The organism is Asanoa iriomotensis, assembly GCF_016862515.1.
GTDB lineage: Bacteria > Actinomycetota > Actinomycetes > Mycobacteriales > Micromonosporaceae > Asanoa > Asanoa iriomotensis.
On the sequence record NZ_BONC01000057.1, the window covers coordinates 39,004 to 51,739 of the forward strand.

Consider the following 12,736-nt stretch of genomic DNA (forward strand, 5'->3'; position numbering starts at 1 on the left):
ATTGGTTGTACGGCCGGCGGCTTGCTTCTTTCACCATGAAACCGCGAGGTACATAGCGTAACTGAAACTCGCCGCGATGGATGACCTCAGGATGTTAAAGATCGCCGTGAAATCTTGCACGCTGATCGGCCGGCTGAGATGCTCATCTACATAAGACCTCCCGCGAGCTCCCCCAAGCACCGACCCGCGACGGAGTTGATCCACATGGCCGCGCCGCTGCTCGACCCCAACCTCCGCACGGAACCCGAAACCGTTCCCGGAGCCGGCTTCCAGCCCGGCACCTGGGTGTGGGTGCACACGTCGGGCAGTTGGCGCCCCGGGATCGTGCTCCACTCCTCGCCGCACGCGGCGACGGTCCGCTACCGGCCCGCGGAAGGTCGAGGCACCAGCGTGGACACCGTGACCAGCCACTCGCTCGCCGCGCGGAAGGACGAGGACCCTTTCCTCGACGGCGCGCCGATGCGCGCCCTCCGCTGACCGCACGTTCGTCCACATTGGATTAGATGCTCTGGGGCGCCGCCAGGTTGCCTCGATCGGCTGAGAGTTTTTCCACTATCCGTCGCCGGGAGTGACGAGGCCCGTCTCGTAGGCCAGCACCACCGCCTGCGCCCGGTCGCGTAGGCCCAGCTTGGCGAAGATGCGGGCGACGTGGGTCTTCACCGTCGCCTCACTGAGCGTGAGGGCGCTCGCCAGCTCCGTGTTGGACAGTCCGCGGCCGAGCAGGGCCAGCACCTCGCGTTCCCGCGGCGTCAGCGGTGCCAGGTCCTTCTCGTTCTGGGCCGGAACGTCCCGCCGGTCCTCGACGGCGAACCGCTGCACCAGCCGCCTCGTGATCGACGGTGCGAGCAGCGCGTCGCCGGTGGTGACCAGGCGCACCGCGTTGGCCAGGTGGTCGGCCGTGACGTCCTTGAGCAGGAAGCCGCTCGCGCCGATCGACAGCGCGGCGTAGACGTACCGGTCGAGGTCGAAGGTCGTCAGCATCAGCACCCGGCAGCCGCCGTCGTCGTCCAGGATGCGCCGGGTCGCGTCGAGGCCGTTCATCGTCGGCATCCGGATGTCCATCAGCACGACGTCCGGCCGCAGCCGCCGGGCGGCCGCCACCGCCTCGGCGCCGTCGGCGGCCTCACCGACCACGTCGATGCCGCGGGCGGTCAGGATCAGCCGGAAACCGGTGCGGATCAGCTCCTGGTCGTCGGCGATCAGCACCCGGGGGGCCGTCACGGGTACTCCACCGGGATGCGGGCGCGGACCCGGTAACCGCCGCCGAGCCGCCGCCGCGCGTCGAGGTCGCCGCCGTAGACCGCGACCCGCTGGCGCAGCCCGACGAGTCCGCGCCCGGCGCCCGCTCTGGCGTGCGGTTCCGGCCGGGCGCCGGTCAGCACGCTCGGGCCGCTGGTGAGCACCTCGACCCGCAGCGAATGCTCGGCGTACCGGACGGTGACCTCGGCCTTTCCGCCCGTGCCGTGCTTGAGCGCGTTGGTCAGCGCCTCCTGGACGATCCGGTACGCGGTGACGTCGACGCCGGAGGGCAGCGGCTTCGGCTCGCCGGAGATCCGCACCTCGACCGGCAGGCCGGCGAAGGCGATCCGGTCGACGAGGGGGCTGAGCCGGCTGAGGCTGGGCTGCGGGGCGTCCGGGGTGTCCGGCTCGCCGTCGGCCGACGGCGCGAGCAGGCCGAGCAGGTGTCTGAGCTCGGTCATCGTCGTGCGGCCCGCGCCCTCCACGGCGTCGAGCGCCCGGGCGGCGTCGTCGGGCAGCGTGGTCAGCACCTCGCGGGCCGCGGTGGCCTGCACGACCATGAGGCTCACGTTGTGGCTCACGATGTCGTGCAGCTCCCGGGCGATCCGGGCCCGTTCCTCCTCGACGGCCTTGTGCGCGGCCGTCTCCCGCTCGCGTTCGAGCAGCCAGCCGCGCTGCTCCATCGCCCGGCTGTGCCGGTTCCGGGCGCGCAGCCACGCCACGCACAGGCCCGCCGCGACCGCGGTCGCGAGGGCGGCCACCAGCCAACCCACCCACACACCATGGCAGAACGCATGGCGCGCCGCGTCATCCGCGGGGCCAGCCGCCTACATCCCGGGTATGACGGCGGCGCCGGGTTGCATCCAGCGGCCGACGCCGTCCTGGTCGGTGGGTGGATAACTTGCTGCCATGACCACAGTCGTGCGGCTGGAGAACGTCCGCAAAGAGTACGGCGACACGACCGCGCTGGCCGGTGTGTCCCTGGAGATCCGGGCCGGCGAGGCGGTGGCGGTGATGGGACCGTCGGGGTGCGGCAAGTCCACCCTGCTCAACATGATCGCCGGGCTGGACCGGCCGACGTCCGGCTCGGTGTGGGTGCAGGACCAGGACCTCGGCCGGCTCAACGAGACCAAGCTGGCGCTGTTCCGCCGCCACCGGATCGGCATGATTTTCCAGTTCTTCAACCTGCTCGACGACCTGCCGGCGCTGGACAACGTGGCGCTGGCCGCGCAGCTGACCGGCTCGCGGGTGGCCACCGCCCGGCAGCGGGCGATGGAACTGCTCGACGAGCTGGGCATCGCGGACCGGCGCAACATCTACCCGGCGGCGCTCAGCGGGGGCGAGCGACAGCGGGTGGCGGTCGCGCGGGCGCTGATGAACCGGCCCGGGTTGTTGCTGGCCGACGAGCCGACGGGGGCGTTGGACAGCCGGTCCGGCGAGCAGGTGATGGACCTGCTGCTCGACCTCAACCAGATCGGCCAGACCCTGCTGATCGTCACGCACGACGAGCGGCTCGCCACCCGCTGCGCGAGCCGCGTCGTCGAGCTCGCCGACGGCCGCGTCACCAACGAGCGCGCCCTGGAACGGGCATGAGTGCGGTCTGGCGGGCGGCGCGGGCGGCCGTGCGGCGCCGGCGGGTGCAGACGTTCGTGATCGGGCTCGTCGTGCTGCTGTCGACGACGACCATCGTGGTGGCGCTGTCGTTGTTGTCGGCGACGTCGGCGCCGTTCGACAAGGCGTTCGCCCGGCAGGCCGGGCCGCACGCGATCGCGGAGTTCGACCCGGCGGTCGTCTCCGCCGAACAGCTCACCGCCGCGAAGACCGGGGTCGCGGCCGTCGCGGGGCCGTTCCCGCTGACGGTCCTCGAACCCGCCATCCGCACCGGGCCGGGACCGCGCGGTCCGCTGACCGTCGTCGGGCGCGGCGACCCGGGCGGCCCGGTCGACAAGCTCGACCTCTGGGACGGCCGCTGGCCGGCCGCGCCGGGGGAGATCGTGCTCAACGAGCCCGTGCACCCCACGGACCGGGTCCCGCCGGACCCCGACTCGATCACCCTCGACGGGACGACCTTCACGATCGTCGGCCGGGCCTACGGCCTCGCGGGTTCGGCCGACGCCTGGGTGACGCCGGAGCAGATGGCCGCGCTGCGGCCGACCGGGATCCAGATGCTCTACCGGTTCACCGGTGACGTGTCGAGCGCCGCGGCCGTCGAGGACTCCCTGGCCGCCGTCACCGCCGGCCTGCCGGCGAAAGCCCTGGTCGCCTCGCAGGCGTACACCGTGGTCAAGGAACGCATCTCCACGGACATCGCGGTGTACGTGCCGTTCCTCGCGACGTTCGGCGTGCTCGGACTGGTCGTCGGGATCGTGATCGTCGGCAACGTCGTCAGCGGAGCGGTCGTGTCCGGCTACCGGCACATCGGCATCCTCAAGGCGGTCGGCTTCACGCCGCGCCAGGTCGTCGGGGTCTACCTGGTCATGGTGTCCGTGCCGGCCATCGTGGCCTGCGTGCTCGGCACGGTGCTGGGCACCCTGGCCGCGCAACCGCTGCTGCGGGAGGGTTTCCAGGGGCTCGGGCTCGATCCCGGCATCGGCGCCGGCGGCGGCATCTGGCTGGCCGTGCTCGTCGGCGTGCCGTTGACGGTGCTGCTGGCGGCGTTCGTCCCGGCGACCCGGGCGCACCGCCTGTCGGCGGCGGAGGCGATCACCGCGGGCAGCGCGCCACGGGCCGGTCGCGGCACGCGGGTGCAGCACCGGCTGGCCGGCGTACGCCTGCCGCGTGCCGTGTCGTTGGGTCTGGGTCAGCCGTTCGCGCGGCCCGGGCGCACCTGGTTCACCGTCGCCGCCGTGCTGCTCGGCGTGACAACCGTGACGTTCGCGACCGGGCTCGCCGACACGCTCGTGCGGGTCTCCACGATCCAGGACCGGTCCGACGGGCAGATCGTGGTGCACGCGTCCGACGGACGCAGCCGGATGGCGCCCGACGGCGCGCCGCCGCCGGGCCAGCCCGTGGCCACCACCCGCACCGACGCGCAGGTCGAGGAGCTGCTCCGCGGACTGCCGGGCGCGGCGCGGGTCGCCGCCCGGTACAGGCTGCCGGTGTCCGAGGTCGGGCAGACCGAGAACCTGGACGTCAACTTCTTCCGCGGTGACTACTCGACGATGGGGTACGCGGACGAGCTCACGGCCGGGCGCTGGATGGCCGGCCCCGAGGAGACCGTGGTGCCGGCGCAGCTCATGCGGGAGCGCGGCCTGTCGATCGGTGACCGGTTGACGCTGCGGCTCGGCTCCGCGTCGCGGTCGCTGACCGTGGTCGGCGAGGTGATGGACGGTCCCGACGGGCCGCCGGGCATCGTCGCGGACTGGAGCGTGCTCACGTCACTGGCGCCGGAGCGGGTGGTCCCTGCGCACGAGGTGCTCTACCAGGTCCAGCTCGTCGCGGGCTTCGACGTCGCGTCGTATGTTCGGGCGGTTGCCGCCGCCGACGCCAGCCTGGACGCCTGGGACACCTCGCAGCTCAGCGACCTGCTGGTGACGGTGGTGGGCTTCTCGTCGGCGTTGGCGCTGCTGCTGTCCACTGTGGCCGCCCTGGGCGTCTTCAACACGGTCGTGCTCAACGTCCGGGAGCGCCGGCGCGACCTCGGCATGCTCAAGTCGATCGGGATGACGCCGCGTCAGGTGGTCACGATGGTGCTGTCGTCGATGCTGGTCGTGGGTCTGGCAGGCGGGCTGCTCGGCATCCCGCTGGGTGTGCTGGCGCACCGGTTCATCCTGCCGCAGGCCGCGGACGCCAGTCAGGTGTCGTTGCCGTCGAGCGTCATGGCGGTCTGGCACGCGCCGACGTTGGCGTTGTTGGCCCTCTCCGGGGTGGTGATCGCGCTGCTCGGGGCGCTGGTGCCGGCCGGCGGCGCGGCCCGGCTCACGATCGCCGAGGTGCTGCACAATGAATGATCTTTTTATTCCGTTGCTCTGTCGCGGCGTGCGGCTTACCTTTGATACAGACACCAACGAGCAAGGAGACCCGGAGATGATGCGGCAGATGGATTCGCGACCGTGGCGGCAGACGCCGCGCGGATGCGCGTTCCTGCCCGGTCTCGCTGGGCTATCCGGTCTCGAAGCCAAGCCCAACGCGGGTCGGTGGCTGACGTAGCGCTCATTCTCGAGCGCTGACGCCGCCCACCCGTAAGGGACCGGGCGGCGTTTCTTTTGCACTCTTATTCTCCTACCGCGCCAATGGGCGCGGTTGGGATCGTGATTTGAGAACTCCACAGTGGATGGCATTTGTTTGTCCCTCGGCCTCTGTTGTTTGGTCGAGGGCTTTCGGGAACGACCGGCTCGGTGACCGGACCTGCTTTGGGTGCAGGAAGCGCGGGGTTCGACTCCCTGGTTCCCGACACACGCGGATGTGGCGCAGTTGGCAGCGCGGCACCTTGCCATGGTGCAGGTCACCGGTTCGAGCCCGGTCATCCGCTCAACGCAGTCGTTCTGACAACGAAAGGAGGACCCGGTGGACGTCCTGGTCATCAACGCCGACCTCGGCCCGCTCCACCGGGTCAGTTTGCGGCACGCCGTGCGGATGCTCGTCCGGCAGGTCGCCGAGGTTCACGAGGCACGGCCCGACAGCCTGATCGGCGTCTATCCGGTGCCGACCGTCGTGCGCCTCGTGCGTTATGTGGTCACGAGGTGGCGCTACACCTCGGTGCCGGGTTGGTCGCGGCAGGGCGTGCTGATCCGCGACGGGCGCCGGTGCGCCTACTGCGGCGGCCACGCCACCACGGTCGACCACGTCCTGCCCCGCTCCCGCGGCGGCCGCAACACGTGGACCAACACCATCGCGGCCTGCGACGGCTGCAACCAGCGCAAGGGTGACCGCACCCCGGCCGAGGCCGGGATGATCCCGCGGCACGAGCCGACGACCCCGTCGTGGGCGTCGCTCACCCAGCGCTGACCGCGGCCGGCGGTCTCCCTGCCGCCGGCCGCGTCCTTCCCGGATCGTCCAACGGCAGGACGGCTGGTTCTGGCCCAGCAAATCGAGGTTCGAATCCTTGTCCGGGAGCGCCACACACCCCAACGTCGACGCGCGGGGAGGTTCGCGTCCATGCCGAGGCCGAGATCTTGGACTGACGACCAACTTCGAGAAGCGCTCTCGAAATCGTCCACCTGGAACGAGGTTGTGCGTGCCCTAGGTCGCCGGGCGTCGCGACAGGCGACGTTGACGGTTCAAGGCCACACACTCCGGCTCTGCGTCGACGCAACTCACTTGCCGCCGATACCACCGGAGACGCCAGTGCTCCATGATCAGGCACGAGAGCGCCTCAATCTGCTTCCCGGTGCGATAAGGGAGGCGTCGTCGTGGGCCGATGTGGCGCGAAGGCTTGGGTACGGCGGCTCGTCCGGATCCGCTTACGCCACGATGAAACGCGCTGCGGTTCAACTCGGCGTGGACACATCGCACCTGCCCGATGCCGCGAACGCTCGGGTCATCCATCCTAGCTCCGCAATTCCCTTCGCTCGCCAGGCGGCGGACGAGCGATTGCGGTCCGCTGCTATCGGCGAGGCTGTCTCGTGGTTCCTCCGGCGCGGCTACACTCCGTCGCTCCCGGTGGAGCCAACCCGCTACGACATCGTCGTGGAGTCCGACGAGGGCCTCAAGAAGGTTCAGGTCAAGACCACGACGCGTCAGAAAGGGGGCCGCTTCCAGGTCGGAGTGTCGAGGATGGAGTATCGCGCGGTGGCCGCATCGACAACCAATGTTCGACGCGTCCGTGCCACGTACACGTGTGAGGATGTCGACTTCTTTTTCGTCATTACCAGCGGTGGGGATCGCTACCTCATACCCACCAGAGTGGTTGGCGGCCACACGGTAATTTCGTTGGGGGAAAAGTACAGAGCCTTTCTGGTCCCCTGAGCAAGAACGATGCCCTCGTGGCCCAACGGCAGAGGCAACGGTCTGAGGGACCGTACGGTGCGCGTTCGAATCGCGCCGAGGGCACGACGCGGCGGGCTCGGGCCTGGCCGAGGTCGCAGCCAAAGCGGCGGAGCTGGGTGGCTCGGGGTGGGCGCAGGTGCGCAGCGTTGCCTTGCAAGCTTCGCGTGCGCGGTTCGATACCGCGTCACTCCACCTGGGGGGTTGGGCCGGGGCCGGGCCGCGCTGGGGAGCAGCCCGGCCCCGGTGCTGGGGACGGTTACGGCACTCTGCCCTGGGTCAACGTTCCGCAACTTTCCGGGAGGCTGCCGGACACCGACCCGTTGCGCAGGCAGGCCCGCATGGAGAACCACTGGCCGGACGGAATGGGATAGTCCCTCTGCACGCAGGTGCCGCTGCCGGACGAGGCCTCGAGGTTGAGCTGCCCGCTCGCCCACCAGATCTCGCCGCGTGCGCGGCGGCTGTCGCCCGGGCCGTTGTCGCAGACGGTGAACGTGGCGTTGTACGTCCCGATCTTGGCGAAGTACGCGGTGCCGTAACCGCCCTTCGCACTGTTCAGCGATCGCGCGGAGAAGTTGAAGTCGATGGCGAACGCCGCGCCGGGTGCGACGACGAGGCCGCCGACGGCCAATGCCAGCGCCAGCAGCGTGCGGCCCGCCCACCGCGCGACCGATCTGTTTCGGTTCATGCTCGACCTCCCCTTCGGGCGACGACCCGAATGGCCGTCATCGACGATCGTCGAGCCCTGAGCCGCTCGCGTCACGGGGTACGAACATTCTCGAACATCTTCGTACAGTCTCGAACGCGTTTGTATGTCATGCCCGCGTAGCCCAATTGGCAGAGGCGCCCGGTTCAGGGCCGGGAGGTTGGGGGTTCGAATCCCTCGGCGGGCACTGGTGGTTTGCTTGCCCCTGTAGCTCAGCGGAAAGAGTGTCCGATTACGAATCGGAAGGTCGGAGGTTCGATTCCTCCTAGTGGCACACCACGGGATGTGGCGCGGTTCAAATCCGGCCAGCCCGACCGAGGAGGATAGCGCGGCATGGTGCCGCAGCCGGTCTCGAAAACCGGAGCCGGCCGAAAGGCCGCGGGTTCAAGTCCTGTGTCCTCCGCCATGCGCCGTTAGCTCAGCCTGGCAGAGCGGTGGCCTCTTAAGCCATTCGTCGGGGGTTCGAATCCCTCACGGCGCACACGTTCCTCAACATCATTTCCCCGTAGCTCAATCGGCGGAGCAGGCGACTGTTAATCGCAAGGCTGCTGGTTCGAATCCAGCCGGGGAAGCGCACGTGCCCGGTGCGCAGGTGACGGCTACTTCTGGTGACGACCTTCCGGTCGGCGGGTTCAAGCCCCGCATCGCCGTCGCCGACTTGAACTCGGGTTCAGCTCCCAGGCAGGCCTCAATGCCATCCACTGTGGACCAGACACGTGTTGCCCGGTGCGCAGGTTCGGAGTTCTTCCGCTGATAACGGGGTGGTTGCGGGTTCGAGTCCCGCCGTCGGCCGCGGCCGGCGTAGCTCAAGTGGCAGAGCGCCTTTGACCGCCGGACCGATTCGATCTCGGGCAGCGAACGGAGGGATCAAAGCAGTGTCGAAGTTCAACAGCACGAAGAACCGCGTGGCCACCGGCTCGAGCCCGGTCGCCGCCGGCGCGGTGCCGGCGGGCGTCACGTTCGAGGGCGCGCCGGGGTACGCGCGCGACCAGAAGTCCGAGCTGTTCCTGCTCGCCGTGACCAACATGGTCGGCGAGTCGACGTTCTACGAGGCCGCCGGCGACCGCGACAGCCGCTACGCCGCGCTGGTCCGTGCCGTCGCCGTCGCCGACCCGCAGTGGCTGGCCGGGTTCCTCGGCTGGCTGCGGACCGATGCAAACCTGCGCTCAGCGTCGCTGGTCGGCGGCCTGGAGGCGGCGAAGGCGATGGTCGCCGCCGGCGTGCCCGGCGGTCGGCAGATCGTCGCCTCGGTGCTGCGCCGCGCCGACGAGCCGGGCGAGGCCCTGGCCTACTGGACCTCGCGATACGGCCGCGCGATCCCGAAGCCGGTCAAGCGAGGCGTCGCCGACGCGGTCGCCCGTCTCTACACCGAGCACGGCCTGCTGAAGTACGACACCGCGAGCAAGGGCTTCCGGTTCGCCGACGTCATCGACCTGGTGCACCCGACGCCGGCCGCACCGTGGCAGGGTGACCTGTTCCTGACGGCGCTGGAGCGCCGGCACAACCGCGACGAGGTGGTCCGGGCGTCGCTGCCGATGGTGGCCGCGAATGCCGCACTCCGCCGGGCGGCGGCCGACGATCCGGGCGTTCTCCTGGCCGCGGACCGGCTGCGCGCGGCGGGCATGACGTGGGAGGACGCGCTGTCGCTGGCCGGCGACCGGCTCGACAAGGCAGCACTGTGGACGGCGCTGATCCCGGGGATGGGTTTCATGTCCCTCTCGCGCAACCTGCGCAACTTCGACCGGGCCGGTGTCTCGGACGAGGTCGCCGCGTCCGTGGCCGCACGAATCGCGGATCCGGGCCAGGTCGCCACGTCGCGCCAGTTGCCGATGCGTTTTCTGTCGGCATACCGGGCCGCTCCGTCGCTGCGCTGGGCGTACCCGCTGGAACAGGCGATCGGGCACGCGCTCGCGTCTGTCCCGCGGCTGGCCGGCCGTACCCTCGTGCTGGTCGACACGTCGGGATCGATGCACTCGACGTTCAGCAAGGACGGCACGCTGCTCCGCTGGGACGCCGCGGTCGTGTTCGGGGTCGCACTCGCGCAGCGCTGCGCGTACGCCGATGTGGTGTCGTTCTCGACCGGAAGCAGGGTTTTTCCGCTGCGGCCGGGCGAGTCGCTGCTGCGGTCGATCGAGCGCTGGAAGACGGACGGCTTCTTCATGGGGTACGGCACGGCGACGGCGGAAGCGCTCCGGGCACACTTCGCGGGCCATGACCGCGTGGTCGTGGTGACCGACGAGCAGGCGTCGGCCGGCGGCGTTGTCGACACGGCCGTGCCGCCGACGGTGCCGATGTACACGTGGAACCTGGCGGGCTACCGGTTCGGCCACGCGCCGTCCGGCACCGCCAACCGGCACACCTTCGGCGGCCTCACGGACCAGGCGTTCCGGATGATTCCGCTGCTGGAGGGCGGTCGCGACGCCGACTGGCCCTGGGCGGTGGGCTGATCCTCGCACCGGGCGGTGCGGGGATCGGCCCCACGGCTCTTGATCTTGTGGTGCGCTCGGCAGGATTCGAACCTGCGACCCTGGGCTTAGAAGACCCCTGCTCTATCCACTGAGCTACGAGCGCCGGGCGGTGATGTCGCGCCCTGTGTCGGTGGAATTGACGGACAGCCAGGGCGTGACGATCTCGCCTGCACATATTAGGTTTCCACGCGTGCAGGTGACGAGCACCCGCTTTCTGCCCGTCCTGGTGTCGACCGACGACCGGGCGGTCGACGACGGGCACGTGCGCGACGAGTTCACGGAGGGTATCGCGGTCGCCTACTCCTTCGGTCCACCGTTCGGGGAAAGAATGATCAGCTGGTCGGATCTCGACCGGCTGGCCATCAACCGCCGTACCTTACGCCGGTTGGCGATCGACCACCTCTACGACAACCTGCGCCGGGCGCAGATCCACGGGCGGCCGCCCGCGTTGATGCTCTCGTTCGAGGGGCTCGAGTCCAGCGTGCTGCTCGCGGAGGAGTTCTGGGACGAGCTGGCGCCGCGCGTACCCGGTGAACTGGTTGTCGGGGTGCCTGCTCGGGATGTCGTGATTATCACGGGTAGTGAGTCGCCGCCGGGTCTGTCCAAGGCGCGGCGGGCGGTCGAACGGGTGTTCATGGCCGGTGACCGGCATCCGCTCAGCCGTGAGCTGCTGGTGTGGCGGCACGGGGAGTGGCTTCCGATGCCGGACGGGCGGCGGCCGGCGGGGCCGCGGCCGCCGGAGCCGGGGTGGCGTCCCTCGGGGCCGCGACAGGTCAGCTCGGCACCGGACCCGGACGCGCGTCGCTGGCAGCCGCCGCGTCAGCGGCCGGAACCCGACTATCCGCCGCCTCCACCACCGGCGGGGCCCCGTCCGTGGGAGTCACGTACGCGTCGATCCAGCGCCCCACCTCGGTGAACAGGCGCTCCCGGGGCTGCGGGCCCGAGAGCGTGAGGTCGTGGATGCCGCCGTCGATGCGGACCAGCGTGACGTGCTGCCCGAGGCGGGGCGCGTAACGGACGATGTGGTCGACGTCCAGCACCGCGTCGGCCACGTTGATGCTTTCGTGCCATTTCGCGCCGCGGAAGGTGCGCGTCGAGCAGGCGACCAGGATCGGGGCAGGGATCTCCAGGCCGGCCCATAGCTGGCGGTGCGCCTGTCGGATGGCGCCCACCCAGCCGGCGAAGATCGGGAAGGCCTCGATCGGCTTCCAGGCCAGGTTGTAGTCCCACTCGCCGCGGTAGTTCACGTGCAGGCTCTGCCCGTAGAGGCTCTCCAGGCCGCGGGGGACCGCTCGGCGAGGTCGGCGGCGGCCCATCCGGGCGACCCCGGCGAGCACCGGGCCGCGCATCAGCCAGGGCATGTTGAACTCGAAGAACGGACTGTTCAAGAAAAGACCATCGATCATTTTTCGGTCACGCCGGGCGTGTGCCCACAGCGACGCGACCAGGCCGCCGGTCGAGTGGCCGTTGACGAGCAGGGTGTCCGCGCCGATCAGCTCGGCGGCGATGTCGAGCTCGGTGAAGTACTCGCTGAGGTCCGTGGTGAAGTTCGGCGTCTGGTGGGGGAGCAGGCTGCGGCCGTAGCGGCGCAGGTCCAGGGCGTGGAAGTCCCAGCCGCGCTCGACGTAGAAGTCGGCCAGGTGGGTCTGGAAGAAGTAGTCGACGAAGCCGTGCACGTACAGGACGGCGCGGCCGGTCGGGTGCGCGGTGCGGCGGCTGACCAGCGTCGCGACCAGCGGTCCCTCGTCGTCGTGCCCGAGGTCGATGATCCGGCGCTCGTACGGTTCGCCGAGGACGTCTATCTCCACGTCTGCCACGATCCAGACGCTACCGCGCGTGTAGCACATCCGAACTTGATCGTTCGGTTTTCCACAGCCGCCCACTTATCCACAGGCATCAGTCCGTCCGTGGCTTTCCCCCTCGCCTCCCGGCAGGCTGGTGTTCCGAGTCGACTCCCTCTTTGTTCACTCTGCTGTGGAGATGTCAATGTTTGACACGTATGTGACTTTGGTTGGCAATATTCTGACGGCGCCGGAATGGCGCCGGACCACGAACACGAACACGCTCGTGGCCAGCTTCCGGGTCGCCTCGACGGCCCGGCGGTTCGACCGTGACAGCAACCGCTGGGTTGACGGCAACAGCCTGCGCGTTCGCGTGACCTGTTGGCGTCGGCTCGCGGAAGGCGTCGCGTCCTCGGTGATGACCGGCGACCCCGTGGTCGTGGTGGGCCGGCTCTACACGCGCGACTGGGCTGACGTCGACGGCAACAACCGCACGTCGTACGAGGTGGAGGCGGTGGCCGTCGGCCACGACCTGTCGCGGGGCAAGGCGCGGTTCGCCCGCACCCGGGCCGCCGGGGCGACCAGTGAGATCGAGGACGACGAAGGCCTGCGCGCCC

At 70.0% G+C, this 12,736-nt stretch carries 11 protein-coding genes and 11 tRNA genes; 17 read left to right on the forward strand and 5 right to left on the reverse strand.

Features of this window, described 5'->3' with window-relative positions; translation table 11 throughout:
- Window positions 1-204: 204 nt before the first annotated feature.
- A complete protein-coding gene (locus tag Air01nite_RS30475) occupies window positions 205-477 on the forward strand; it encodes a hypothetical protein (RefSeq protein ID WP_203706795.1) in 273 nt (90 codons plus the stop codon).
- 75 nt (window positions 478-552) lie between these two features.
- Here Air01nite_RS30475 and Air01nite_RS30480 read toward each other — a convergent pair whose 3' ends face one another.
- Both Air01nite_RS30480 and Air01nite_RS30485 read right to left on the reverse strand, forming a co-directional pair.
- Window positions 553-1,221 (reverse strand): response regulator, encoded by a 669-nt coding sequence (locus Air01nite_RS30480; RefSeq protein ID WP_203706796.1) that lies wholly within the window; start codon window positions 1,219-1,221, stop codon window positions 553-555.
- Window positions 1,218-1,922, reverse strand: a complete 705-nt coding sequence (locus tag Air01nite_RS30485) for a sensor histidine kinase (RefSeq protein WP_203706807.1) — start codon at window positions 1,920-1,922, stop codon at window positions 1,218-1,220. The genes Air01nite_RS30480 and Air01nite_RS30485 overlap by 4 nt, the downstream gene beginning before the upstream one ends.
- A gap of 226 nt (window positions 1,923-2,148) precedes the next feature.
- Here Air01nite_RS30485 and Air01nite_RS30490 point away from each other — a divergent pair, with 226 nt between their 5' ends.
- The 8 genes from Air01nite_RS30490 (at window position 2,149) to Air01nite_RS30525 (ending at window position 7,230) form a co-directional block, all read left to right on the forward strand.
- Entirely contained in the window at window positions 2,149-2,832 is a 684-nt protein-coding gene (locus tag Air01nite_RS30490; RefSeq protein ID WP_203706797.1) for an ABC transporter ATP-binding protein, read from the forward strand.
- Window positions 2,829-5,189 carry an ABC transporter permease gene (locus Air01nite_RS30495; RefSeq protein ID WP_203706798.1) on the forward strand — a complete coding sequence of 787 codons (2,361 nt, stop codon included), beginning with the start codon at window positions 2,829-2,831 and terminating at the stop codon, window positions 5,187-5,189. Before Air01nite_RS30490 ends, Air01nite_RS30495 begins: the two co-directional genes overlap by 4 nt.
- 370 nt (window positions 5,190-5,559) lie before the next feature.
- Window positions 5,560-5,632: transfer RNA gene (locus Air01nite_RS30500), tRNA-Pro, on the forward strand.
- Window positions 5,633-5,637: 5 nt separating this feature from the next.
- Window positions 5,638-5,710, forward strand: a tRNA-Gly gene (locus Air01nite_RS30505).
- Window positions 5,711-5,745: 35 nt separating this feature from the next.
- Window positions 5,746-6,186, forward strand: coding sequence for an HNH endonuclease (locus Air01nite_RS30510; protein ID WP_239091069.1), 441 nt, complete (start codon window positions 5,746-5,748; stop codon window positions 6,184-6,186).
- A gap of 37 nt (window positions 6,187-6,223) precedes the next feature.
- Window positions 6,224-6,294: transfer RNA gene (locus Air01nite_RS30515), tRNA-Gln, on the forward strand.
- Between the two features lie 42 nt (window positions 6,295-6,336).
- Entirely contained in the window at window positions 6,337-7,146 is an 810-nt protein-coding gene (locus Air01nite_RS30520) for a group I intron-associated PD-(D/E)XK endonuclease (protein ID WP_203706799.1), read from the forward strand.
- A gap of 11 nt (window positions 7,147-7,157) precedes the next feature.
- Window positions 7,158-7,230 (forward strand) — tRNA-Leu (locus Air01nite_RS30525).
- A gap of 193 nt (window positions 7,231-7,423) precedes the next feature.
- On the opposite strand, the gene Air01nite_RS30530 is transcribed toward Air01nite_RS30525, so the two are convergent.
- Window positions 7,424-7,852: a hypothetical protein gene (locus Air01nite_RS30530; RefSeq protein WP_203706800.1), complete on the reverse strand. Its 429-nt coding sequence runs from the start codon at window positions 7,850-7,852 to the stop codon at window positions 7,424-7,426.
- A gap of 131 nt (window positions 7,853-7,983) precedes the next feature.
- Between Air01nite_RS30530 and Air01nite_RS30535 the strand changes: the two genes are divergently transcribed.
- The 7 genes from Air01nite_RS30535 to Air01nite_RS30565 all read left to right on the forward strand — a co-directional run bounded on the left by Air01nite_RS30535 (window position 7,984) and on the right by Air01nite_RS30565 (window position 10,317).
- Window positions 7,984-8,057: transfer RNA gene (locus Air01nite_RS30535), tRNA-Leu, on the forward strand.
- A 13-nt stretch (window positions 8,058-8,070) separates the two neighbouring features.
- A tRNA-Arg gene (locus tag Air01nite_RS30540) sits at window positions 8,071-8,145 on the forward strand.
- Window positions 8,146-8,188: 43 nt separating this feature from the next.
- Window positions 8,189-8,276 (forward strand) — tRNA-Ser (locus tag Air01nite_RS30545).
- Between the two features lies 1 nt (window position 8,277).
- Window positions 8,278-8,351 (forward strand) — tRNA-Lys (locus Air01nite_RS30550).
- 18 nt (window positions 8,352-8,369) lie between these two features.
- Window positions 8,370-8,442: transfer RNA gene (locus Air01nite_RS30555), tRNA-Asn, on the forward strand.
- A gap of 222 nt (window positions 8,443-8,664) precedes the next feature.
- A tRNA-OTHER gene (locus Air01nite_RS30560) sits at window positions 8,665-8,806 on the forward strand.
- Window positions 8,776-10,317 carry a TROVE domain-containing protein gene (locus tag Air01nite_RS30565; RefSeq protein WP_239091070.1) on the forward strand — a complete coding sequence of 514 codons (1,542 nt, stop codon included), beginning with the start codon at window positions 8,776-8,778 and terminating at the stop codon, window positions 10,315-10,317. Before Air01nite_RS30560 ends, Air01nite_RS30565 begins: the two co-directional genes overlap by 31 nt.
- Before the next feature lie 48 nt (window positions 10,318-10,365).
- Here Air01nite_RS30565 and Air01nite_RS30570 read toward each other — a convergent pair.
- Both Air01nite_RS30570 and Air01nite_RS30575 read right to left on the reverse strand, forming a co-directional pair.
- Window positions 10,366-10,441, reverse strand: a tRNA-Arg gene (locus Air01nite_RS30570).
- Window positions 10,442-11,111: 670 nt separating this feature from the next.
- Window positions 11,112-12,146 carry an alpha/beta hydrolase gene (locus tag Air01nite_RS30575; RefSeq protein ID WP_203706810.1) on the reverse strand — a complete coding sequence of 345 codons (1,035 nt, stop codon included), beginning with the start codon at window positions 12,144-12,146 and terminating at the stop codon, window positions 11,112-11,114.
- A gap of 178 nt (window positions 12,147-12,324) precedes the next feature.
- On the opposite strand from Air01nite_RS30575, the gene ssb reads away from it, so the two are divergent.
- Window positions 12,325-12,736, forward strand: a 412-nt coding sequence (gene ssb / locus Air01nite_RS30580; protein ID WP_203706801.1) for a single-stranded DNA-binding protein, incomplete at its 3' end; no start/stop codon positions are given.

What these genes read in the sequence shown, in the direction of transcription:
- Air01nite_RS30475 (WP_203706795.1), top strand. Translation starts at nt 205, where the DNA reads ATGGCCGCGCCGCTGCTCGACCCCAACCTCCGCACGGAACCCGAAACC.
- Air01nite_RS30485 (WP_203706807.1), bottom strand. Translation starts at nt 1,922, where the DNA reads ATGGAGCAGCGCGGCTGGCTGCTCGAACGCGAGCGGGAGACGGCCGCG.
- Air01nite_RS30490 (WP_203706797.1), top strand. Translation starts at nt 2,149, where the DNA reads ATGACCACAGTCGTGCGGCTGGAGAACGTCCGCAAAGAGTACGGCGAC.
- Air01nite_RS30495 (WP_203706798.1), top strand. Translation starts at nt 2,829, where the DNA reads ATGAGTGCGGTCTGGCGGGCGGCGCGGGCGGCCGTGCGGCGCCGGCGG.
- Air01nite_RS30520 (WP_203706799.1), top strand. Translation starts at nt 6,337, where the DNA reads ATGCCGAGGCCGAGATCTTGGACTGACGACCAACTTCGAGAAGCGCTC.
- Air01nite_RS30530 (WP_203706800.1), bottom strand. Translation starts at nt 7,852, where the DNA reads ATGAACCGAAACAGATCGGTCGCGCGGTGGGCGGGCCGCACGCTGCTG.